We start from the raw sequence: 23,618 nt of genomic DNA, 5'->3' as shown, positions 1-23,618 counted from the left end.
TGAGAACGCACTCTCATACATTTTTTGCAATAAAACTACATATTTGCCTTCTAGCGGGAGGTACATATTATGACCTTTTGGCAGTTTGCCTTTAAAAATGTAACACGTAATTCCAGAGCTTATTTTGCTTATTTCGTAAGCAGTTCTTTTTCCATTGCTGTTTTCTTTTCATTTGCAGTCTACTTATTTCATCCAAAACTACAAAACTTTGGAATGGTCTCTGAAATTTCAGGATTAATGATATTTTCAGAAGTAGTAATTGTATTTTTTTCTTTCTTCTTTTTACTATATTCCATTGGCACTTTTTTAAAAGTTAGAAAAAAACAATTCGGCGTTTTAACCGTTTTAGGAATATCGAGAAAACAATTACATCGTCTCGTTTTTATGGAGAATATGTTAATCGGTATTTTATCTATCTTTTTCGGTATGCAGTTTGGACTTGTCTTCTCGCAGTTTTTCTTATTAGTAACAGCGAAAATTACGCATCTACCAGGGATATATTTATATATCCCTACGAATGCTTTCATTTTAACAATGATTGTGTTTCTTGGTCTCTTTATCGCTGTATCTTCATTTACACCTATGCTAATTCGTACGAAAAAGACGGTAAACCTTTTAAAAACTAATGGTAGGAAACAAAAGGAAAGAAAACCATCCATATTTATCTCTCTATTTGGTGCTATCTGTTTATTAAGTGGTTATATTTTAGCTGGAAATCCTAAATATTTCTTCTCAATAAACTCGCAAGTAGGCGTTATATATATGGTTTCAAGTATTTTCGTGATTCCAACGCTCGTTACAATCGGAACATATTTTTTCTTTTCTCAAATTAGTTTCTTACTTATTTATATTTTAAAGAAAAGAAGAAAATTTTATATGAAACGGATTAATATGCTGTGGATTTCTGATTTAGCAAGCCGCATCCGAACGAACATTAATATGCTGTTTATTGTAGCGATGCTATCTACAATTGCTTTCACAATGATTACGTTCCTATATGGAGTCGGAAAGTTTACAAAGCTAGAGGTTACGCGAAGTTCACCTTTTCCATTCTCTTATTTTTCTTATGACGCAAATCCTTTTGTGGACGATCATTTAAATTGGCTTGAACAACAATTAAAAAAAGAGAATTTCTCTTATAAGAAAATAAAGGCTGATTTATATGAAACACCACTGAAAGAAGATGAAGGTGTAATAGCTTATAATGACATATATGCAATAAAACAAAGTGACTATAATAAACTCGCAGCTTCCCTGCGAATGAAACAACTATTCATAAACGAAAATGAAGCATATGTCTTAACAGGTAACGCTTATGTAACCTTATTCAGCGAATTTGAGCCAAGCTACAATAGAAAGTCTATTACACTTTCTAGCACAAATACGCAATTACAAGTAAAAGGCTATGAACAAGCAGGGGCCATTCCATCTAACTTTTCATACCAAACTTTAATTTTACCTGACACTGTTGTAAACAACTTACCACATACAACAAAGCATGTAACAGCGTACAATTATAAAGTACAAAACTGGGAAAAGACGTATAAAATTGCTGATGATTTTATGCAAAAAATACAAAAAGATCGAAAAGAATTCCAATATGAAGGGGCCCTTATACGCTCCTATGAATCAGCAGGTTCATTATACAGAATCACATCCGGTAGTGCCGCGTACTTCCTAATCGGGACATTTTTAGGAGTTATTTTCTTCATTGGAGCCGGTAGCGTTCTTTATTTTAGAATGTATACAGATTTGACGAACGAACAAGAGAAATATATAACGATTTCTAAGATCGGTGTAACAGACAAAGAGATGAAACACTCTGCAACCATTCAGCTTAGTATTTTATTTTTCGTCCCTTACATTATGGCATCCATTCATACAATGTTTGCAACGAAAATGCTCCAAGATGTAATTGATTTATCTTTGTTCAAAGAAGTTTCAGCTGTTCTTATTATTTTTGGCGTAGTTGAAATCGTCTTTTTCTTATTCATTCGTTCCTTTTACATGCAAAAGTTATCAGAGTATACGAATGGTTAAATTTTATGAATGTATTTAGTAGGGAAAAAGGGTATCTCTTATATCCTTTTCCTCTTCATCCTACTAGGAGGCTAGGCAAATGACATTTTGGCAGTTTGCATTTAAAAACGTTACACGGAATGCCAGAGCTTATTTCGCCTATTTTGTAAGCAGTGCATTTTCCATTGCAATTTTTTTCTCGTTTGCAGTTTATTTATTTCATCCTAAATTGCATATGACAGGCGTGAATGCTGCTCTGAACATATTAATGACAATTTCAGAAATTGTCATTGTATTCTTTTCATTTTTCTTTTTACTATATTCAATCGGTACTTTCTTAAAAGTACGAAAAAAGCAATTTGGGATTTTAACAGTACTTGGCATATCTCAAAAACAATTAAAGAGACTTGTATTCCTAGAAAACATGCTAATTGGTGTTCTTTCCATCTTTTTCGGCATTCAACTTGGACTTGTCTTCTCGCAGTTCTTTTTATTAGTTACCGCCAAAATTACACATGTTCCTGGTTTATATTTATATTGGCCAACAGCTGCCATTATTTTAACTATGATCATTTTTCTAGGACTCTTCATTCTCGTCTCATCGTTTACGCCGATGCTCATTCGAACGAGAAAGGCTGTACGTCTTTTAAAAGAAGGAACAAAACAGAAAGAAAGAAAAGCATCCGTTCTCATCTCTCTATTTGGTGCGACATGTTTAATATCTGGGTACATACTAGCAGCAAATCCGATATATTTCATATCGCTTGGCGACGTAGTTGGGCTTTTGTACGCCGCCACCAGTATATTTCTCATTCCGTCACTTGTTGCAGCTGGAACATACTTTTTCTTTTCACAAATTAGTTTTTTACTCATTCGTATATTAAAAACACGAAGAACATTTTATATGAAACGTACGAATATGCTTTGGATTTCTGATTTAGCAGCGCGCATTCGTACAAACATTAACATGCTTTTTATTGTGGCGATGCTATCAACACTTGCTTTTACTATGATTACATTCTTATACGGTTTTGGGAAATTTACAAAGTTTGATGCAATAAGAGAAAATCCTTTTCCTTTTACATATTTATCACATACTGAAAATACGTTAGCGGATGAACATTTAAATTGGTTAAAACAAAAGTTCAATGAAGAGCAATTTTCTTATAAACAATTTAAAACGGATATATATGAAGTATCTTCAGCGGAAGAAAACCAGCAGCTCTATTATGCAATTAAACAAAGTGACTATACTATACTTGCTAAAGCATTAAACTGGGAAAATCTTCACGTAAAGAATAACGAATCGTATGTCCTTATTAAAGATTTGGACAATCAAGTTTTTGAAACACTTCATGATCAAAAAACGAGAAATGCTCTTACGCTAAATCAAAATTCTTTGCAGTTACACATAAAAGAATATAAAAGTTATAACCCATTCCCAAACAGCTTAATATCACAATTACTCGTATTATCTGATGAAAATGTAGAGGCATTATCATCCGTTTCAAAACAGATGAGTGTATATAGCTTTAAAGTTATGGACTGGGAAAAAGCTCATAACATCGGCTCAGCATTTATAGAAAAAATAAATACCGACGGGAACAACATTCAAGCAGAGCACCCGCCTTTCCATGCAAGTGAAGCGAGCGATTCTCTATACACAACAAAACTAAATGTCGCTTCGTTCTTCTTAATTGGTACTTTCTTAGGTGTTATTTTCTTTATTGGTGCTGGCAGTGTTCTTTACTTCAGAATGTATACAGATTTAACAAATGAGCAAGAAAAGTATGTAACGATTACAAAAATCGGTTTAACAGAAGCTGAGATGAAACGATCTGCTACAATTCAACTTGCTATTCTTTTCTTTGTCCCATACATTATGGCATCGATTCATACGATGTTTGCGACAAAGATGCTACAAGAAGTATTACATCTCTCGTTCTTCGCTGAGGTTACAGTCGTACTTATGATTTTTGGAACGGTTGAAATTTTATTTTTCCTTTTAATTCGTTCCTTCTATATGCAAAAATTATCACAACACATTAAGTTTTAATGGATAGAAAGGTGATTACTATGGAAGAAGTTTTACACATAAAAAACGTCTCAAAAGTGTATGAAGGAAAAGTCCCTCATACTGCTTTAAAAAATATAAATTTACATGTAGATAAAGGTGAATTTGTCGCTATCATGGGACCATCTGGTAGTGGTAAATCTACATTTTTAAACGTTATCTCTACAATTGATTCACCTACTTCTGGTGATGTCGTGATTAACGGAAAAAAACCGCACACATTTCGGAGAGAGAAGTTAGCTATTTTCCGCCGCCAAGAGTTAGGATTTGTTTTCCAAAACTTTAACTTACTAGATACACTAACAATCGGTGAAAACATCGTACTACCTTTAACATTAGATAATATTCCATTAAAAGAAATGGACGAAAAGCTTAATAACATTTCAAAAAAGCTTGGCATTGATCATATTTTAGACAAGCGTATCTTTGAAGTTTCCGGCGGACAAGCACAACGTACCGCAGTAGCACGTGCTGTTATTCATCATCCGTCACTTCTACTTGCCGATGAACCGACAGGAAACTTAGATTCAAAAGCAGCAATTGACGTAATGGAACTATTTACGAAGTTAAATAAAGAAGAAGATGCAACAATTTTAATGGTTACGCACGATCCATTCGCAGCAAGTTATTGTAACCGCGTCATTTTCATTAAAGATGGCGAGCTTTACAACGAACTACATCGCGGGCTATATCGCGAGAAGTTTTATCAAGAAATATTAGATGTTTTAGCATTATTAGGAGGAAGACGTGGATGACATTTTGGCAATTTGCATTTAAAAATGTCTCGCGTAATTCTAAAGCATATTTCGCTTATTTTGTAAGTAGTGCTTTTTCTATCATGGTTTTCTTTTCATTTACTGTGTACGCGTACCATCCGCGCTTACAACATGTACAAAGCTTTCAAGAGCGTGATCCTCTAATGAATTTAGCTAGTACAGCACAGCTAGTTATCGTTATGTTCTCGTTCTTCTTTCTCTTATATTCAATTGGAACATTTTTAAATGTACGGAAGCAGCAATTTGGGATACTCACGATTCTCGGTATTTCACAGAGACAATTAAAAAGACTGCTATTTACCGAAAACATGATCATCGGGATACTATCTATCTTTATTGGCATTCAAGGTGGCCTAGTATTTTCTAACTTTTTCTTATTAGTCACTTCGAAATTAACAAGTGCAAAAGGTCTCTATTTATATTGGCCAACAGAGGCGATTATCGTTACAACCGTAACGTTTATCATTTTATTTTTAATCGTTTCTACATTTACACCGATGTTTATTCGGACTCGTAAAACAGTCCACCTTATTAAAGGGAATAAGAAAGTGGCAGCCGAAAAAAGGCCATCTATACTCATCTCTTTATTTGCTTTAATTTGTTTAGGACTATGTTACTACATCGCGGGTTATCCGCAAGGCTACGTAACAGAAAAAAATGTGCAAAATGGATCTGTCTTTCTCATTATGTTGTCTATTTTACCGCTCGTAATAGTCGGGACATATTTATTCTTTTCACAAACATTTCTTCTTTTTATCTATATTTTAAAGAAGCGTAGAAAGTTTTATTTAAAACAAATAAATATGTTATGGATTTCAGATTTAGTCGCTCGTACCCGTAGTAATATTAATGTGCTCTTTATCGTTTCTATGTTATCTGCACTTGCATTTACAATTATTATCGGATTATTCGCCGCTAATAATAATACGAAGGCATCCATACTAGAGCGATATCCTATTCCCTTCACATATACATCTGAAGGCGAGAATTCACTTGAACAAAAGCATATTACTACAATTGAAACCGAGCTTACAAATAACAATTTCGATTACAAAAAATATAAATTTACAGTATTAAAGGATACAGCATTAAAAGAAGATATTGTGTTAATGAAAATGAGTGATTATAACGCAATTGCTAAACAACTAAATAGACCAGCAGTTACTCTTGATTCTACACAAGTTTACATTATTTCTCGCTATGCGCCAGAGCTATTAAATCTTGTATCAAATCCATTTGCTAAACAAAATACGATTACACTTGGCTCTAATAAAAAAGAATTTCATATTAAAGGTTTTATTAATAAAGGAATTGAACCCTCCTTTGCATTACCTCATCTCATTGTTATGCAAGATAATGCAATTGAAAATATGATTCCTCATATTGAAGCAATTACGATTTATAACTACTTCGTGGAAAATTGGGAAAATGCAATGGTTCCAACAAAAAATATGTTACGTGTTATTGGTGATGATGCACGTGAGTTCTACGAAAAGCATACAGAAGAGAAAGCTCAAGTCCCTTTCTTCATTCATACGGCTACCGATGAACTCGTTCATAGTAAAGAAAACGCGATCGCTCAATTCTTTATTTGGGCATTTCTCGGCTTTATTTTCTTTATCGGTGCAGCTAGTGTTTTATATTTCCGTATGTATAACGACTTAACAACTGAGAGACAAAAGTATATTACGATTACAAAGCTTGGCTTAACGGAATCAGAAATGTTTCGTTCTGCAACGATTCAGTTAGGAATTTTATTTTTCGTTCCTTACATCGTTGCGGGTGTTCACACGTTATTTGCCGTTAAGTTTTTACAAAGTATGTTCGCTTTTTCTTTATTAAAAGAGTTATTGATTATACTCACCTTTTTCGGGATTATCGAGATTATTTTCTTCTTCTTAATTCGTTCTCTGTACATTAATAAATTATCACAGCATATCAAGATATGAATAAAATAGCCTTGTGCAGTATGCACAAGGCTATTTTCAATAGTTTTTAATAATTAGCAGCAAAATCCACCGTAGCCGCCGCCGTAACCACCATAACCACCATAACCACAACCGCCGCCTCCGCCGAAGCAGCTAGCACCGATGATGATTAATAAAATAAACAATACGATTAGAAGCGCAAAACCGCCGCCGCAACCATGGTGTCTGCGGTTACAATCATCATGTCTGTGTTCACACTTTTCGCTCATTACTCTATTCCTCCTTTAGTATCATTCATAACAAGTTCACCTTGCTCTAAATGAGGGGATTCCATTTATAGTATGTTTTCAGGGCGAATCGGAAGCTTGGCTTACTTAAAAACGGGCTTGTTTTGGCAATTGGGCTTCATCAAAAAAAGATACCTATTCAGGTATCTTTTAAAGAAACATATTCAATACAAGGGCAAAACCAAATGCAATAAATGATAACAATGTCTCGAGTACCGTCCACGTTTTAAACGTTTCCTTCACCGTCAAACCTAAATACTCTTTTACAAGCCAGAACCCTGCATCATTTACGTGAGAAAACATTAATGAGCCTGCACCGGTTGCAATAACAAGCAACTCTAAATTCACACCAGACATGTGCTGAATAACTGGTGAAACAATCCCTGCTGCTGTCGTTAATGCTACTGTTGCTGAACCTGTGGCAATTCGAATTAATCCAGCTACCATGAAAGCTAATACGATTGGTGATAACGATATATGTTCTGCCATTTGCGCAATCGCCGTTCCAACGCCGCTTTCAATTAATATTTGTTTAAATCCACCACCAGCGCCGATAATTAAAATAATTGAGCCCACAGGTAGTAAACTTTCATCTGTTAATTTTTTAATCATCTTTTTATTAATTCCTTGTCTGGTTCCAAGTAAATAAAATGCTGCAAAACATGAAATTAGTAAAGCGATTACTGGACTTCCAATAAATACAAAAAATTCAGTTATCTTTTTCGGTAATGACATATACGGTGCAACGACCGATAAAATCATCAATACAACTGGTAATAAAATAATAAAGAATGAAACTTTACGACTCGGTAAATCAGTTGAGACAGTCGTAACTCGAATAAGCTCTGGTTCATTTTCAGGTATAACCCTTTTATGTACCCACTTTGCAAATATCGGTCCTGCGATAATGGCTGCTGGTAACGCGATAATTAATGAATATAAAAGTACCTTTCCTAAGTTCGCGTTATAAATGCCGATTGCTGTCATCGCTCCTGGATGTGGTGGCACGAGCCCGTGTACTATCGATAATCCTGCAATAACAGGTAATGCGATTAATAAAATGTTTTGCTTCGTTGTTTTTCGAATGGAAATAACGAGTGGTAATAAAATGACGATCCCCACTTCAAAAAAGACTGGAATCCCTATAACAAATCCTGCAAATAACATAGCCCACGGTAGTTTCTTCACACCGAAAAATCGAATAAAGAAATCTGCCACTTGCATGCCGGCCCCTGAATCAGACATCATTTTTCCTAAAATTGTACCGAGAGCTAAAATACCAACTAAATGCCCTAGTACACTACCAACACCAGATTCATAGGCAGTCACTATTTTCGTTACATTCAATCCAGACATAATCGCTAAAAATAAACTCGCAACTGTTAAACTAATAAATGCATGCCACTTCCACCATGATACTCCTAAAATAACAATCGCAATTGCAAGTAACGTGACGATTAATAAGTATATATCCATTTTTCATTCCCCTTACTTTATAAAAAAAGAGGGCGAATACCCTCTTTTTTATACGTCATAATTCACTACATAATGCTGCATTTCTGTATTGTAGTAACCTTCGCTATATTCAATTACTTCGCCAACTTCATCGTAAGAATAGCGCATACGTTTTAATAGCGCTGTCCCCTCTTTTTCACCTAACGCTTCTGCAACGAAACTAGGCGCAAGTCCAACAGCAAATTCATCTCTGAAGTTTTCTAAATGAATGCCTCGGTCCTCGACTAAATCGTAAAGCGATTGCAAATCAAAATCCGATAAATCTGTACTTGCCATTTTCGCTGAGAAATAGTGCGTATAATGAATATACGGTGCATCATTTAACGTATATAAACGTTCAATGCGAAAACTCTCCTTACCGAATAATTGAAATGGTACTGTTCCTTCTTGATTCTGAACGATTTCTGCCTTTAGCAATTTCTTCTGTACTTTATATCCTTCTTCCACTAACACTTCAGTAAATTTCTTACCCTTTGACAGTTTTGTCGCAGACGTGTTACGGATGACTTTCGTTCCTTTACCGCTTTTCTTTTCTAAATACCCTTCTTGAGCGAGTTCTTTAATCGCATTTCGTACTGTAATTTTACTCACCTTGAACTCTTCTTCTAACTGCGGTTCGGAAGGAATATTCGTATGAATTGCATATACACCATGCAATATTCGATCACGAATAATGTTTTTTATTTGTAAATATAATGGTCCTTTTTTCCTCGTTACGTTCACCGTTACACCCACTACCTTTCTACATCACCTACTGATGCCGTCATTGCCCGAAGTATATCCTTCTCTGATGACATTGGCGTATCACCGACGATTGTATGTGCAAGCATTCCAGCTGCTGACGCAAATGAAACAGCTTTCTCTGGTGCAAACTCTTCTATCTCGCCATGAATAATCCCGCTCGTATAAGCATCTCCAGCACCTATTCTATCATATACAGAAAACGTAAGTGTTTTTGCAAAAGTGAACGCACCATCTTTACATATAAATCCGCGAAGCGATTGTGTATTATCGCTATTAATAGAGCGATGTGTGCCAGCAATGGTAGCGATATGATATGTTTCAGCCACTTTTGGAATAAGATCAATAAGTTGTGCTTCTCGCTCCGTCTCTTCTGTTTTCATTCCAAGAACGAACATTGCATCTTTTTCATTCATCATAACAATATCAGCAAGAGCTAGCATTTCTTCATAATGCGGTTTCGCCTGCTCATATCCGTCTTCTCCCCAAAGAGATGAACGATAGTTGCAATCAAAAACGACAGTACCTCCGTTTTCTTTCACTGCTTTTGCTAAAGATTTCATATGATGACGCACCGTATCATTCATCGCAAGTGTGATCCCGCAAAAATGAACGATATCAATTTCCCTTGCGATTTCTTCAAATTGGTACATGCCTTCACATGCCGTATTGAAGCTACTTTCTAATCGATTTGAATATGTAACGCGGCTTGCACGTGCTCCAAATCCATTTTCCAAAAAGTACATGCCGACATATTTGCCGCCTCTTGAAACAAGTGAGGTTTGCACACCTAACTTTTGAATGTAAGATAATGCAGCATCTCCAACCGAATTTTCCGGTAAAGTTGAAATAAGAAGCCCTTCATGCCCTAGATGAGAAAGCGCGGCTGCAACGTTCACACCTGTACCAGAAAATGAGTATTTTAATGTATTAGCTTGTGATAACAATTCATATCCTGGTACTTGCAGGCGCATCATTACTTCACCGAATGCTGCAATTTTCTTACGCATATTGATCAACTAACTTCTTCACGACTGCTAATAATTCACGAACATCTTCTACTTTCGTGTTACCAGTTTCTTTATCAATAATAGAAGAGTACACGTGCGGGATAACTTGCTCTACATTTGCTTCAAGCGCAATACGTACAATTTTTTCGAAGTTTTCTTTATCAATTCCGCCTGTTGGCTCTAATGCAAATCCCTCTTCCGCACAAGCTTTCGTAACTGCGCGATATTCTTCTTCATGAGCTAAACCTTTCATTGGGAAGTATTTCAATGAATTTCCACCCATATCACGTACAATTGCAATTGCTGTTTTAATTGGAACGATTGCTTTTTCTTCCCCAGCTGCACTAATTGGACCAGTAGAAATATTTACGTATCCTACTTTTCCTGTTGGTGATACTAAACTATTAATCCAGCTGTCTTTTCCGCCAAGATTTGCACGTGTTGCTCCAACTGAAGGGAATACTTGGTTAATATGGCTACCAGGATAATGCTTTGCAATTTCAGCTACAACTGCCGCTTGGCGATTATCTCCTGCTCCGAGTCCGATTGATACAGCATCATCAATTTCTTTTCCGTATGCTTTCATCGCTGTAACGGCTTCTTCTACTGTTGGGTAGTCTTTTGATAACACACCTACTACTACATAACCTTCTGCTGCTTCAAAAATGTCTTTTGCATTTTCGATATTGTTCGCTAATACATTTAATGCTACGCGGCCTTTATAAAAACGTTTTTGAATGTTTGTCATTTTAATTTCCCCCTACAATTTCTCTCAATTTTTCTTCAATCACATGTATGTCATCACCTTGAAGTGGACGTGGATCAATATCAAAGAATCCTTGTCTTACTCCGTAATCACGTGTATAAATGGCAATTTCCCCTTCTCGTAATGCTGTTACAACGTCTTTTGCTGATTTTTTTAATTCTTTCTCGTCAATATGAATACGAGCTCTAAAGATTGCTCTTCCTGCCTCATCTTGAACGATCGTTACATTTACACCGTTTAATTCTTTTAGCGGCATAAGTACTTGTAACAACTCTTTTTCTTGCTCACTCTTATCTTCTTTTACTCCGTACTCATCAAGCGCTTGAAGTAAGCCAAATGTTGTTTCTTTCCCAACTTTCATACTTCTTCCGATGCAATGTAATTGCACTTTCAGCCACTCAATATATTTTCGTTTACCGCCAACAATACCAGAAGTAGGCCCTTCAATCGCCTTTGAACCGCTATAAATGGCAAGGTCTGCATACTTCACATATTTTTGAATGTCTTCTTCAGCTGCCGCATCTACGATAAGCGGTACGTTATTTCGCTGCGCTACTTCCCATGCTTCTTCAACAGAAATCATATTTTTTTGCACGGCATGATGTGATTTTACATACAGAATCGCTGCTGTATTCTCACCAATCGCATCTTCAATATGCTCTGCTTTCCCTTCATTTGCGTAGCCAACTTCTACAAGTTTACCGCCGCCTAAATAAATCATCGTTTCGACTGGAGCACCGTATTGAACGTTATGCCCTTTTAACATAATCACTTCGTTTTTCGCGATGACCTCTTGATGAAGTCTTTCACTTTTACGGCGATTTCCTTCTGTCACGATACCAGCGATAGAAAGCGCAATTCCGCTCGATGCTGAATTTACAACAACCGCTGCCTCCGAATCTAGAATTCTCGCAATATGGTCTCCCGCTTTATCTACTAAATCAGCAATTTCCACATAATTTTGTCCACCATGTTTCATCGCATCCATAACTGTATCTGTCGGAGCGGATACACCTAAAATACTCATTCTACCGCTCGCATTAATCACTCTTTTTAATCCGTACTTAGCATTCAATGAATGACCCATTGATTACAACCCCTTTCGTATCAATTCTTCTTTCAGCAATGCGCTGATCCCCTTCTGAATCTATTAACGTAACCTTCTCATCTTTCACCGTAAATAAAGTTAAGTTTGCAATATCGCCTTCTTGAATACGGCCAAGCTCTGGTTTTTTCAGCCACTCTGCCGCATGTTTCGTCACCGCATCAATTACTTCTTCTAGCGGATATCCTAAGTAAAGGAATTTCGAAAGAACGTGAGCCATACTATATACTGGACCGTGTATACGATTCTTCCGGTAAATATCTGTACTAATTGTATTAAAAGCAATATCGTGACGCTTCGCCGCCTCTGCTACTTTAAAAGAAAAACTAGCATTACCGTGACCAACATCTAAATGAACACCGCGCTTCACCGCATCTAATAATACAGGTAGCGGTTTGCCTTCTTCATCAAATAAATTATTTTCTTTCCCGTTTAAGTAATGTGTAATCACATCATCTTTTTCTAAAAGAGGTACAACTTCCTCAATGCGAGGAGGCGCTGAACCGATATGTACCATAATTGGTAATGATGTTTCACGGGATAAAGAGCGTGCTACATGCAGCGGTTCAATTCCGCTGTCACAAACGACACTTTTACTCATTCTCGCCTTTAACCCAACGATTACATCTTTATACTTTTCTACTGCTTCTATCACTTTCTCTTTATCTATCCATTCCATATTGGACAATTCATCAATTCGTTTCAAACCGATGCGAGAAATATTTAAAAAGGCAAATAAATTCGTCTTTGCCTGCTCTCTACTTTTTACTAAATCTGCAATACGATCAGCTCCGCAGCTACCCGCATCAACAATTGTCGTTACCCCTTGCTTAACGCCAATTTCGTCCACCTCATCGCCATACGGATCAAACTCTGGAAAAGCATGAACGTGCAAATCAATCCAGCCACTCGATACGTAAGTACCTGAGTAATCAAGAATCTTTCCACCCTCGCCAGTACCAGCTTTCGTCATCTGTGCGATTTTATTATTTTCAATTACAATGTCAATTTCTTCCCCGTTCACACGTTTCACATTACGTAGTACGAATCGTTCTGTCATTGTACTTCCACCCTTTTCTATAAGAAGCCATAAGAATACGCTTACATTAAAATTTCATTTTATATCTCTTTCACACGTTTAGCGTAACACAAAAAAAGCGAGAAGTAAATATAACGTTATAATGTTTAGTCCTTTATCATAGATTTGAACTAAACTCGATTCATTAAAGAGCCATATAGTAAAAAAAACAAATCCCAATTTCTCAATTACAGCAATGAGTGATTGGGATTTTGAATGTTTGAATATCCTTAACGCTATAAATCTGTTTGTTTCTGGATATCCTCCGTTAACAGTTCTATAAAGTTTTGAGCGGCTTTTGATAGATAATGATTTTTCAGCCATATTAAGCTCGTAGATGCAATTAAATCTGTATCTGTAATTTTGAAAGCCTGAATATTGTAGTTTTGATATTGGTTAATTACAGTTTCTGGAACAATAGCTGTTCCAAAGTTACAAGCGACTAAATCTAGTAAAAGAGAGATGTCAGAGCACTCCGCAATAATATTCGGATGTAGTTGAGCTTTCGAAAATGCTTCCAAAATCATATAATGAACTCCCAATCCTTCTGTACTTGGTAATATCAAAGGATGATTTTGAATGTCAGCAAGCGTAACCTGATGATTAAAAAGTTGCTTTTCATTTGAAGTAATAAAGTAAAAAGGTTCTGTATAAAGATGGATCGCTGAAAAATCATTTAAATCAAGCGGTAGTCGGATAATCGCCATCTCTATAACCCTTTCTCTCACTAATTGACAAAGATGAGATGACTCATTTTGATGAACTTTATATGTAACTCTAGGATATTCTTTATGAAACCTGTGAAGTAAATCAGGTAATCCGGATACCGAAAAAGTATTGATGCCTATCGTCAGTTTTCCACTTACCCCGTTTCCAACTTCCTTTACCTCCATTTTTGCTTCTTCCATTAGATGATTCATTTGTAGCGCATACTTATATAAAGCTTTCCCTGCTTCCGTTACTCCTAAAAACTTCCCATTTCTCTCCATTAGTTTCGTTCCTAATTCATCCTCCATCGCTTTTAGGTGCTGACTTAGCGGTGGTTGAGAAATATGAAGTCTTTCCGCAGCAGCTGAAATTTTTCTTTCCTCTACAATTGCTATGAAATATCGTAGTTGTCTCATATCCATCAGTAAAAAACCTCCTCATTATATGAAAAACTTAAGTAAAATTAATTTTTTTTATATTTTTCATATACTATATTCTAAGATATCATAATTTTAGCTAAAAAAATTTCCCACAATAGCTTTAAATTGTTATACATTTTCAAACAACATAGCTTTGCAAAAGTTAGCTAGAACATCAGGATAGATTAATAAAGGCTTTGTTTGCGGGAGTTTTTTATTATTAAACCCATTAGAACTAATTTCTATATGGTACTTGAAAAAAAACAAATATTTTATATGAAGGGGAAACAATATGGAGAAACAAAGGTTTTCCGGTGCTTTAAGCATATTTCAATGGTTCTTTTTCCTGCTGGCCACTTCTGTTGCATTACCAATCGTAATTGGTGGAGTATTTCATTTATCGATTAAGGAAATATCTGATTTGATGCAACGAACCTTTTTTGTGGTGGGCATTAGCTCTTTTATACAAGGTTGTTTCGGGCATCGTTATCCGATTGCAGACGGACCTGCAGGTTCCTGGGTTAGCGTATTTGTCATTTTAGCAGGTATGGCAATGCAGCAAGGGGAAAGTACAACAGAAACATTACGACTTTTAGAAGGAGGGTTACTAGTTACAGGATTTTTACTAATTATCCTTGGTATAACTGGCTTGTTTAACCGTCTAATGTTCTTGTTCACTCCTTTAGTTACTGGTTCTTTTCTATTGATTCTAAGTCTTCAACTTAGTGGTGTTTTTTTAGAAGGAATGTTTGGCATACAAGGGCAATCCAGCCTAGATTATCAAGTAGCAACAATTTCATTTGGCGTATTTGTTCTAGTGATAGTGCTATCAATTAAAGGAAAAGGGTGGGTGAGAAGTTACTCCGTACTGTTAGGAATTCTATTTGGGTGGTTACTATATTTCTTATTAGGAAAAAAATCCACTATGATTTCTACACCAGCTTCCTTCATTAAATTACCAGATATTTTTGCATGGGGGACTCCGCAATTAAATGCTGGCATGGTTATAACCTCAATTATATTTACATTTATTTTAGTCTCTAATACGGTAGCAGCTGTTACGGCTGTAAAACAGGTAGTTCCAGAATCAGACGCATCCGAAAAACAGACTATGAACCGCGCCAGTTGGGCAGGCGGTATTACCCATGTCATATCAGCACTTTTTTCAACAATTGGAATTGTACCCTTACCAGTATCGGCGGGTCTTATCAAATTAACTGGACAAAAACGAATTATGCCCTTCCTAATAGCAAGTTTAGCTTTAGCAGGTATAGCCTTAGTTCCGTCAATCGTAAACTTTTTAGCTATGCTTCCTGGTCCTGTTGCTTGTGCTGCAAGTTTAGCATCCTTTGTCCAAATGATAGGAATCTCATTTCAATCCCTTTTGAAGGACGAATTAGATCAACGTCGACTGAATATATTAGGAATCACATTGTTAATCGGTATGGGAGTAATGTTTCTTCCTAAAGAAATATTTTCTAGTCTACCTACTATTCTTCAATATATTTTAAGCAACGGGCTCATCGTTGGTACGATTATCGTAATTATGCTAGAACAACTATGGAAAACAAAAAAAGCGAGCGAAAAAAATCATGTTTAATTTTTAAGGGAGGGTTTCTAAATGAGTCACAAAGAATTTATGAAATTAGCAATAGATTTAGCTTACAATAATACAAAAAACGAAAAAGGGAAACCATTTGGTGCAGTACTTGTTAAAGATGGTGAAATTGTTGCAAAGGGAGTAAATGAGGTTCTTACAACCCATGATCCTACTGCGCATGCTGAACTTTTAACTATCCGTGAGGCTTGTCGTATTCTTAGTACATCTGACCTTTCCGATTGTATACTATACGCAAGTGGAGAACCTTGTCCAATGTGTTTAAGCGCTATTTACTGGGCGAATCTTAAACATGTTTATTATTCCTATACCTCACAAGAGGAAGAAGAAATTGGATTAGGAACAAAATATGTCTATCAGCAAATAGCTCTTCCAAAAGAACAACGAGACATAAAATTATTAAAAATTGATAAAAGTCATTATGAAAAAAATCCATTTGCCCTTTGGAAAGAAAAGAATAAGTGATATATGTAGCGGAACTTGCTTTATGAGAAAAATAGCCGTGGTGATTATAGCTACTTCGGCGCTATGCTTAAAAGTAAAGTGAGAATCCATATTACAATTTGAAATCATCAATGTGATGTTTTCCTTGAACCTATCGAACTTCATACTATATTTAAGGGAAAAAAACTATTTAAGGCATAGATAATATATTCATTGATTACGATCCTCATAAAGGTAAAGCTTAGGCCAAATTTCACTAAATAGTGCTTAATATACAGAAAAGAAGGAAATAGACTTCTCCACTTCCTTCTTTTTCTTTAACAAAGGTGTATGAACCTTTTTCCTTAAACGAATTAGCTATTAGAAGTTACCCTGATTTTCAACAAACGGATGCTATTATAAAAAATAAAATATTAATTTTCAGAGAAACATCTATTCCTGAACCGTCACAATAACCCCGTCCATATTATTCCCCGAAATTTCATACTGCTTATTCGCTGGAACATTCACTTTCATATCCCCCGAAACTTTATAATAAGAAACCGTATATTTCGTACCTTCCACATCGGTTGTGATTTCTTTTTCCTCTTTTAAGAAATCTAAATATTCCTCTAGTGTAATTTTCTTTTTTTGTATAATTGCGCTATGAGGTAAGCCGACATAACGGATGTGCCATGGCTCATATTGAATGCCTGTAATGTTACTTTTATTTTTCGGATAACGTAAAACAAAGCCGTGCTTCCATACGTTCTCTTCAATCCACTTTCCTTCAGGCGCTTTTTCCATTTTCTTTTGCGTTGATCCAACGTCCAGTGATAACCCTAAATTATGTTCACTATATCCTGCTGGGAGTGCATAATCCGATCCCATGTCTTTATATAATTTACTTTGTTCTTTAAAATCTCTATATCCGCTATTCATTAAGAAATGTTGTACGCCATCTTTTCCAGCCGCATCGACAACGTTCAAAAACTTTTTTACAACATCCTTTGATAAACGAAGATTTCTATCAAATATTACATAGCCTCTCACTAATTCACTATTATGATTTACATTTATAATGTCAGACCTAATGCTATCTTTTCTTACTGGGTAATCTTTATTAACTAATAATAGATCCCCTTTATAGATTTCTTCTTTTGTAACCTCTACCTTTTCCATATTTTCATTCTTTATTGCACTATTTTCCTCGCCGATTTTCACATCAATTTCTTTTTGAAATAACGGTGATATATAAACGCCTACACAGATTGTGCATGCGATAAAAAGAGAAATAAATACCCACTTTTTCATTTCTAGTTCCTCCTTAACGTAACTTACGTATAGAATAGAAAAAACTATTAAAATAAAAAGTGGGGTAAAGTTTAAATTTTTATTAAATTGTTACGTTCTCGTCTTTTGGCAATCGCACTTCAAACATTGTTCTAACTACATTACTTTCAGCAGAAATCGTACCGTTATGCTGCTCGATAATATTTTTCGCAATAAATAGCCCAAGTCCTGTCCCGCCACGGTTCTCAGTTCTCGATTTATCACCTGTATAAAACATATCAAAAAGATACGGTAAATCTTCTTCTGGAATGCTATCTCCATAATTTATAACTTGTACGACAACTTCTTCATTATCGATATACCCATTCAGATCAACAAATTGCCCATCATATCCGTATCGAACGGCATTTGTTAACAAGTTTTCAAATACTCTCGCTAACAATTTTCCATCACCGTTAATCGGCAAATGCGGATCAATATTCAATCTAGCTTCTAAATGATGTTTTTCTAATAACGGATACAATTCCTCATCTAACTGTATAAGTAGCTCACTTATATCAATCTGCTTTTTATCCAGCTTTAGCATGCCATAATTCATACGCGTAATTTCAAATAACTCATCAATTAAACTTTCGAGCCTTTGCGATTTCGTATATGCAATTGTGGAGAAATGTTTAATTTGTTCTTTTGTTAAATTCTCATCTTTAAGAATTAAATCTAAATACCCTAACACGGATGTTAACGGTGTCCTTAAATCATGAGCTAAGTTTACAACGAGCTGATCTTTACTACTTTCCGCAAAGTCTCCTCTTTCCACCGCTTCTTTTAACTTTTCACTCGCAACATTTATTTCACGCGCGATATTTCCAAACTCGTCATTTGATGAAACGCGCACTTCATTTGTAAAATCTCCGTTCGCCAAATGATGAATTCCGTTTGAAATCTCATCAAAATATTTTAAATACGGTCTAGTAAGGAAGAAGAAAAACATAATAGACAAAGGTATGAAAATAATTAAAAAGAAATTAACATCCCCAATTTGTCTTATCATAAAACGCAATTGAGCTAACGGATCTTCAAAACGAACGACTGATTTATAATAGATCCGTAACCCTTCATAAATGATATACGTTACGCCACCAGCAAATAGCATACTTAACGCAAATAGCATAACCATCTTTGAGCGAAAACTTCTCATCTTTTTACCCATTGAAAGTATACCCTACTCCCCAAACTGTTTTTATTAGCTTATCTTTTCTTTTATCCTCCCCAAGCTTTTTCCGCAACGTACGAATATGTACCATAACTGTATTTCCGCCTTCATAATAATCATCTGCCCATACTTGCTGAAAAATATTTTCTACATTGTACACTTTCTTCGGATGGCTCGCTAATAAATATAAAATATCAAACTCTTTCGGTGTTAATTCAACTTGTTCTCCGTACACATTTACTGTTCTTCGCTCAGGATCAATCACGACCCCGCCTACCTCTAAAGCAGATTTATTCTCCGCTACTTTCGGCTGATTTAACGTAAGAAATCGGCGTAATTGTGCATTTACACGTGCAACTAATTCAATCGGTGTAAAAGGTTTCGTCATATAATCATCTGCCCCTAGCACAAGACCTGTCACCTTATCAAAATCAGACGTTTTCGCACTCAAGAAAATGATTGGCATATGGTGCTTCGCGCGAATTTGACGCGTCACTTCATACCCATCCATTTTCGGCATCATAATATCTAAAACCACTAAGTCGATTGGCTGCGTTTCAATAATATGAACGGCCTCTTCCCCGTCCGCTGCCTTTACGACGTGGTACCCTTCTTTTTCTAAATGTATCTCAATTAAATCAGCAATTTCTGCCTCATCATCCACTATTAAAATTGAAATGCGCTTCATTTTACTCCCCCTTTATACGCTCGATTGTAAACTAGTCTATCCCATTTGTACAATACAAAAAGGTTACCCGTTAGAGTAACCTTTGTAAATAAAATTATATCAGTGATTTTCCAAATATATCGACCATAACTTGAATTATATCGGCGATTTCTCAAGTATATAGACCGTAACTCGCATTATATCAGCGATTATTGAAATATATCGACTTACCAACAATTAACGACAAAATTCTCTCGCTATTCTAAAGACCCCACTTACCGCTCAAAAACAATCCGCTGCTTCGTGATTTCCACCAGCCTTCCGCAGTCAACTTCATACTCAGCATCAACACTTTGCGGCACCATCACTTTCCCGCCCTCAAGCGTCACTGCCGGCGAAATAATATCCTTCTCCCAATGTCTGCTAGAAGCAGATATATCGCCTGGGATCGTAAAGTTCGGCAATGAGGCAAGCGCAACATTTTGTGCTCTTGAAATCCCCATCTCCACCATACCGCCGCACCAAACGGGTATGTTATGTTCCATGCAATAATTATGAATTTGAACCGATTCTGTTAATCCGCCCACTCGCCCTGGTTTAATGTTAACGATGCGGCAACTACCAAGCGTAATCGCGACGCGTGCATCTTCTAAACTATGGATACTTTCGTCTAAACAAATTGGCGTTTCAATCTTCTTCTGCAGCTGTGCATGATCAAGAAAATCGTAATCCGCTAACGGCTGCTCAATCATCATCAATTGGAATTCATCTAGTCGTTTCAGACTATCCGTATCCGCTAATGTATACGCTGAATTTGCATCAGCCATTAACGGGATATGCGGAAACTCTTTACGAATTTCTTTCAATAACTTATAGTCATGCTCTGGCTTTATTTTCACTTTAAAACGCTCGTATCCTTCTTCTGCGTACTTCTCGATTTGTTTTAACATAACCGGAATCGTATTAAGCCCAATTACAACACCGACTTCAATTTCAGCCTTCGTTCCGCCAAGCAATGTCGCTAACGACTTCTTTTGTCGCTTCGCATATAAATCCCAAACAGCTCCTTCAATTCCGGCCTTTGCCATTCGGTTTCTCTTTATATGTTGGAACAAACCAGGTACTTCATTCGGATGAGAAATCTCCGCCTTTAATAAATCCGGTAATAAAAAATCTTGCAGTACATGTAGCGCTGTCTTCACTGTTTCTTCCGTATACCACGGTTCAGAAAATGCAACGACTTCGCCAAACCCAATGTCCCCGTCCTCATCTTCTAATTCAATGACGATGCTCTCACGTTTTTCATAAGTCCCGTAGCTCGCAGCAAACGGGATTACGAGTGGCATTTCCGTTATATGAAGCGTCGCTTTTTTTATTTCCACACCTACATCTCCTCCACTAATTGTCTTAGCTCTCGTCTTAACAATTTTTTCGAAGCGTTTCGTGGCAATTCCTCTAAGAAACATGCTTTTTTCGGGACTTTATATTTCGCTAATTTCTCCTCGCAAAAATGAAGAATTTCCTCTTCTGTTACCTCTCCGCTTTTTACAACAAAAGCAGCGGGTACTTGTCCCCATTTATCGTCAGTCATCCCGACCACACCTGCTTCCGTAACCATCGGATGAGAAAGCAACACTTCTTCAATTTGAGCCGGATATATATTCTCTCCGCCAGAAATGATTAAATCACTGCGGCGATCTAATACGTATAAAAATCCTTCTTCGTCTAAATAACCAAGGTCACCAGTATGAAGCCATCCATTTTGAATTGTTTCGCGCGTCGCATCTTCACGGTTAAAATAACCGCCTGTTACGTTCGGTCCTTTTACTACGATCTCGCCTTCCGCAAACGGTGGCACTACTACGCCATCTTTTTCAATACGCAGTTGGCACTGAAATAGTGGTTTCCCGGCTGATCCTATTTTCGTTAACATGTAATCTGCGGATAACGTACAAATTTGCGAAGACGTTTCTGTCATACCGTACGTTTGATATACAGGAATTCCTTTTTCTACACATGTTTCGAGTAACGGTTTTGGCGCTGGTCCTCCGCCAAGTAACATGCATCGTAAAGAAGATGGATATGTTTCTTCTCCTAGTCTCTCTAATAAATCAGTTAACATTTTTGATACGACTGAAATAATTGTTACACCTCTCGTTTGAAGTGCTTGGTGAATAAAATCAGCATCATATTTCGGAACGAGTAAAATGCGCATACCGTACATAATATTTTTCATTAGAAGGGATAACCCGCCAACATGGAACATCGGCATACAAGCTAACCAACAATCATCATCACGAAGCCCTAAGTTAAGCGAAGATCCAACCGCACTTGCCCAGTGATTGCCGTACGTTAAAATAACGCCTTTCGGTTTTCCAGTCGTCCCCGACGTATAAATAATTGTCATCGCTTCTTCTAAAGAAAATTCTTCTTGTATAGAGGCTTCCGCCTTCGGTCCATTCATTATTTCAGTGAATGAATATACAGGAACATCTTTAGCCTCAAAATCTTGATCCGTCACTAAACAAACAACTTCAGCATCATCCATTTGCCAAAGTAGCTCTTCTCTTGAAAGACGCGTATTTAAAAGCACAGCTACTGCACCTACGTACGATAGGGCGTGAATAACTGTAATCATCTCCATACCATTTTTCATCAGAACAGCCACCTTTTGCCCACGCTTCACTCCTACATGCGTCAGGTGTTCACAAACAGATACTACTTTTTCATGCAGCTGCATAAAAGTAACTTTCTCTTCTTCTATTTCAATTGCAATGCGATCTGGTGTTAAAAATGCACGTTGCTTTAACCAATTTGGCATCGTCTCCATCATACATTCTCCTTTCATGAAAGAAAGAGACTTGATATGACATCAAGTCTCTTAGTTGTTTTGTTTCCGGTTGATCTCATCCAGCTACAGCGGCTAGAACAGTCGGTCGTTTCACGCCTTCCTACGAGGCAAAAAGCGCCTCTACGTCAGGAGTTCCAACGCCCTCTTGTTCTAATCGAGCCGCTTCCGCTTTTGTTTTCATCCAGCTGCGCCTCCTAGCCCCTTCCGTCTAAGAACCTTCCGCACGAGAAAGTAAAAAACACTTTCTGTGCGAAAGAACCTTAGCCAGCGGGGCTAAGCAGTCGGCTCCGCTTTTGGTTTGATCACGGGAAACGAGGGAATTGACCGAAGTCCGGACTGCGTTTTTCTTTGAATGCGTCGCGACCTTCTTTTGCTTCGTCAGTTGTGTAGTACAATAACGTTGCATCTCCAGCTAGTTGTTGAATACCAGCTAGACCGTCTGTGTCTGCGTTGAATGCAGCTTTTAGGAAACGAAGTGCCATTGGGCTGTTTGCTAAGATTTCTTGTGCCCATTGTACTGTTTCTGCTTCAAGCTCTTCTAATGGTACTACTGTGTTTACTAAGCCCATATCAAGCGCTTCTTGTGCACTATATTGACGGCATAGGTACCAAATTTCGCGAGCTTTCTTGTGGCCTACCATACGAGCTAAATAACCAGCTCCGTATCCACCGTCAAAGCTTCCTACTTTAGGACCTGTTTGTCCGAATACAGCATTGTCTGCAGCGATTGTTAAGTCACATACGATATGAAGTACGTGTCCTCCGCCGATTGCATAACCTGCTACCATTGCGATAACTGGTTTAGGAATTGCGCGAATTAGACGTTGTAAGTCTAATACGTTTAGACGTGGGATTTGGTCGTCACCTACATATCCACCATGACCACGAACTTTTTGGTCGCCGCCAGAACAGAATGCACGTCCACCTTCACCTGTTAAAATGATAACGCCAACATTTGCATCATCACGAGCATGTGCAAAAGCGTCGATTAACTCCATTACCGTTTTAGGACGGAATGCGTTATGTACTTCAGGGCGGTTAATCGAAATCTTTGCGATACCATTGTATGTTGAATAAATAATATCTTCGTAATTGCCTTCTTTTACCCATTCAATAGCCATTACAAC

Annotated in this window: 20 protein-coding genes; 6 read left to right on the top strand and 14 right to left on the bottom strand. The window is 36.9% G+C overall.

Translation table 11 applies throughout. The features are described 5' to 3' along the window. Positions 1-69: 69 nt before the first annotated feature. From Q9B79_RS23300 to Q9B79_RS23285, 4 genes are all read left to right on the top strand, one after another. Complete coding sequence (locus Q9B79_RS23300; RefSeq protein ID WP_306188056.1) at positions 70-2,040, top strand: FtsX-like permease family protein; 1,971 nt, start codon at positions 70-72, stop codon at positions 2,038-2,040. 79 nt (positions 2,041-2,119) lie between these two features. Next, positions 2,120-4,075, top strand: coding sequence for an ABC transporter permease (locus Q9B79_RS23295; RefSeq protein WP_306188054.1), 1,956 nt, complete (start codon positions 2,120-2,122; stop codon positions 4,073-4,075). Positions 4,076-4,095: 20 nt separating this feature from the next. Next, entirely contained in the window at positions 4,096-4,848 is a 753-nt protein-coding gene (locus Q9B79_RS23290) for an ABC transporter ATP-binding protein (protein WP_306188052.1), read from the top strand. Further along, complete coding sequence (locus Q9B79_RS23285; RefSeq protein ID WP_306188049.1) at positions 4,845-6,818, top strand: FtsX-like permease family protein; 1,974 nt, start codon at positions 4,845-4,847, stop codon at positions 6,816-6,818. Before Q9B79_RS23290 ends, Q9B79_RS23285 begins: the two co-directional genes overlap by 4 nt. Positions 6,819-6,871: 53 nt before the next feature. Here the strand turns inward: Q9B79_RS23285 and Q9B79_RS23280 are convergent, their stop codons facing one another. From Q9B79_RS23280 to Q9B79_RS23245, 8 genes are all read right to left on the bottom strand, one after another. Further along, positions 6,872-7,066, bottom strand: a complete 195-nt coding sequence (locus Q9B79_RS23280) for a YjcZ family sporulation protein (protein ID WP_306188047.1) — start codon at positions 7,064-7,066, stop codon at positions 6,872-6,874. A 168-nt stretch (positions 7,067-7,234) separates the two neighbouring features. Continuing rightward, a complete protein-coding gene (gntP, locus tag Q9B79_RS23275) occupies positions 7,235-8,560 on the bottom strand; it encodes a gluconate permease GntP (protein WP_306188045.1) in 1,326 nt (441 codons plus the stop codon). Between the two features lie 48 nt (positions 8,561-8,608). Further along, a complete protein-coding gene (locus tag Q9B79_RS23270; protein ID WP_306188043.1) occupies positions 8,609-9,334 on the bottom strand; it encodes a GntR family transcriptional regulator in 726 nt (241 codons plus the stop codon). Further along, on the bottom strand, positions 9,334-10,350 hold the full coding sequence (locus Q9B79_RS23265) for a sugar kinase (protein ID WP_306188041.1): 1,017 nt from the start codon (positions 10,348-10,350) through the stop codon (positions 9,334-9,336). Before Q9B79_RS23265 ends, Q9B79_RS23270 begins: the two co-directional genes overlap by 1 nt. Continuing rightward, positions 10,343-11,098, bottom strand: coding sequence for a 2-dehydro-3-deoxy-phosphogluconate aldolase (gene dagF, locus Q9B79_RS23260; RefSeq protein ID WP_306188039.1), 756 nt, complete (start codon positions 11,096-11,098; stop codon positions 10,343-10,345). Before dagF ends, Q9B79_RS23265 begins: the two co-directional genes overlap by 8 nt. A 1-nt stretch (position 11,099) precedes the next feature. Continuing rightward, on the bottom strand, positions 11,100-12,203 hold the full coding sequence (locus Q9B79_RS23255; protein ID WP_306188037.1) for a DgaE family pyridoxal phosphate-dependent ammonia lyase: 1,104 nt from the start codon (positions 12,201-12,203) through the stop codon (positions 11,100-11,102). Further along, positions 12,181-13,281 (bottom strand): amidohydrolase/deacetylase family metallohydrolase, encoded by a 1,101-nt coding sequence (locus tag Q9B79_RS23250; protein WP_306188034.1) that lies wholly within the window; start codon positions 13,279-13,281, stop codon positions 12,181-12,183. Before Q9B79_RS23250 ends, Q9B79_RS23255 begins: the two co-directional genes overlap by 23 nt. Before the next feature lie 254 nt (positions 13,282-13,535). Further along, entirely contained in the window at positions 13,536-14,429 is an 894-nt protein-coding gene (locus Q9B79_RS23245) for a LysR family transcriptional regulator (RefSeq protein WP_113303105.1), read from the bottom strand. Between the two features lie 289 nt (positions 14,430-14,718). Here Q9B79_RS23245 and Q9B79_RS23240 point away from each other — a divergent pair, with 289 nt between their 5' ends. After that, on the top strand, positions 14,719-16,026 hold the full coding sequence (locus tag Q9B79_RS23240) for a purine/pyrimidine permease (RefSeq protein WP_306188031.1): 1,308 nt from the start codon (positions 14,719-14,721) through the stop codon (positions 16,024-16,026). 21 nt (positions 16,027-16,047) lie between these two features. Next, complete coding sequence (locus Q9B79_RS23235; protein ID WP_113303107.1) at positions 16,048-16,509, top strand: nucleoside deaminase; 462 nt, start codon at positions 16,048-16,050, stop codon at positions 16,507-16,509. A 411-nt stretch (positions 16,510-16,920) separates the two neighbouring features. Here Q9B79_RS23235 and Q9B79_RS23230 read toward each other — a convergent pair whose 3' ends face one another. The 6 genes from Q9B79_RS23230 to menB form a co-directional block, all read right to left on the bottom strand. Further along, positions 16,921-17,781: a M15 family metallopeptidase gene (locus Q9B79_RS23230; RefSeq protein WP_306188027.1), complete on the bottom strand. Its 861-nt coding sequence runs from the start codon at positions 17,779-17,781 to the stop codon at positions 16,921-16,923. Positions 17,782-17,863: 82 nt separating this feature from the next. Next, complete coding sequence (locus tag Q9B79_RS23225; RefSeq protein WP_113303109.1) at positions 17,864-18,970, bottom strand: HAMP domain-containing sensor histidine kinase; 1,107 nt, start codon at positions 18,968-18,970, stop codon at positions 17,864-17,866. Further along, positions 18,963-19,661, bottom strand: a complete 699-nt coding sequence (locus tag Q9B79_RS23220; RefSeq protein WP_098340122.1) for a response regulator transcription factor — start codon at positions 19,659-19,661, stop codon at positions 18,963-18,965. Before Q9B79_RS23220 ends, Q9B79_RS23225 begins: the two co-directional genes overlap by 8 nt. 254 nt (positions 19,662-19,915) lie before the next feature. Next, complete coding sequence (gene menC / locus Q9B79_RS23215) at positions 19,916-21,022, bottom strand: o-succinylbenzoate synthase (protein WP_306188021.1); 1,107 nt, start codon at positions 21,020-21,022, stop codon at positions 19,916-19,918. A gap of 2 nt (positions 21,023-21,024) precedes the next feature. Beyond that, positions 21,025-22,470 (bottom strand): o-succinylbenzoate--CoA ligase, encoded by a 1,446-nt coding sequence (locus tag Q9B79_RS23210; RefSeq protein ID WP_306188019.1) that lies wholly within the window; start codon positions 22,468-22,470, stop codon positions 21,025-21,027. A 323-nt stretch (positions 22,471-22,793) separates the two neighbouring features. Further along, positions 22,794-23,612: a 1,4-dihydroxy-2-naphthoyl-CoA synthase gene (gene menB, locus Q9B79_RS23205; protein WP_000963879.1), complete on the bottom strand. Its 819-nt coding sequence runs from the start codon at positions 23,610-23,612 to the stop codon at positions 22,794-22,796. Positions 23,613-23,618 lie beyond the last annotated feature (6 nt).

Origin of the sequence: Bacillus sp. MHSD_36 (genome assembly GCF_030757775.1) — a bacterium.
Lineage (GTDB): Bacteria > Bacillota > Bacilli > Bacillales > Bacillaceae_G > Bacillus_A.
This window is presented reverse-complemented; position numbering and strand designations above follow the sequence as displayed.

What these genes read in the sequence shown, in the direction of transcription:
- Q9B79_RS23300 (WP_306188056.1), top strand. Translation starts at nt 70, where the DNA reads ATGACCTTTTGGCAGTTTGCCTTTAAAAATGTAACACGTAATTCCAGA.
- Q9B79_RS23295 (WP_306188054.1), top strand. Translation starts at nt 2,120, where the DNA reads ATGACATTTTGGCAGTTTGCATTTAAAAACGTTACACGGAATGCCAGA.
- Q9B79_RS23290 (WP_306188052.1), top strand. Translation starts at nt 4,096, where the DNA reads ATGGAAGAAGTTTTACACATAAAAAACGTCTCAAAAGTGTATGAAGGA.
- Q9B79_RS23285 (WP_306188049.1), top strand. Translation starts at nt 4,845, where the DNA reads ATGACATTTTGGCAATTTGCATTTAAAAATGTCTCGCGTAATTCTAAA.
- Q9B79_RS23280 (WP_306188047.1), bottom strand. Translation starts at nt 7,066, where the DNA reads ATGAGCGAAAAGTGTGAACACAGACATGATGATTGTAACCGCAGACAC.
- gntP (WP_306188045.1), bottom strand. Translation starts at nt 8,560, where the DNA reads ATGGATATATACTTATTAATCGTCACGTTACTTGCAATTGCGATTGTT.
- Q9B79_RS23265 (WP_306188041.1), bottom strand. Translation starts at nt 10,350, where the DNA reads ATGCGTAAGAAAATTGCAGCATTCGGTGAAGTAATGATGCGCCTGCAA.
- dagF (WP_306188039.1), bottom strand. Translation starts at nt 11,098, where the DNA reads ATGACAAACATTCAAAAACGTTTTTATAAAGGCCGCGTAGCATTAAAT.
- Q9B79_RS23255 (WP_306188037.1), bottom strand. Translation starts at nt 12,203, where the DNA reads ATGGGTCATTCATTGAATGCTAAGTACGGATTAAAAAGAGTGATTAAT.
- Q9B79_RS23250 (WP_306188034.1), bottom strand. Translation starts at nt 13,281, where the DNA reads ATGACAGAACGATTCGTACTACGTAATGTGAAACGTGTGAACGGGGAA.
- Q9B79_RS23245 (WP_113303105.1), bottom strand. Translation starts at nt 14,429, where the DNA reads ATGGATATGAGACAACTACGATATTTCATAGCAATTGTAGAGGAAAGA.
- Q9B79_RS23240 (WP_306188031.1), top strand. Translation starts at nt 14,719, where the DNA reads ATGGAGAAACAAAGGTTTTCCGGTGCTTTAAGCATATTTCAATGGTTC.
- Q9B79_RS23235 (WP_113303107.1), top strand. Translation starts at nt 16,048, where the DNA reads ATGAGTCACAAAGAATTTATGAAATTAGCAATAGATTTAGCTTACAAT.
- Q9B79_RS23230 (WP_306188027.1), bottom strand. Translation starts at nt 17,781, where the DNA reads ATGAAAAAGTGGGTATTTATTTCTCTTTTTATCGCATGCACAATCTGT.
- Q9B79_RS23225 (WP_113303109.1), bottom strand. Translation starts at nt 18,970, where the DNA reads ATGGGTAAAAAGATGAGAAGTTTTCGCTCAAAGATGGTTATGCTATTT.
- Q9B79_RS23220 (WP_098340122.1), bottom strand. Translation starts at nt 19,661, where the DNA reads ATGAAGCGCATTTCAATTTTAATAGTGGATGATGAGGCAGAAATTGCT.
- Q9B79_RS23210 (WP_306188019.1), bottom strand. Translation starts at nt 22,470, where the DNA reads ATGGAGACGATGCCAAATTGGTTAAAGCAACGTGCATTTTTAACACCA.
- menB (WP_000963879.1), bottom strand. Translation starts at nt 23,612, where the DNA reads ATGGCTATTGAATGGGTAAAAGAAGGCAATTACGAAGATATTATTTAT.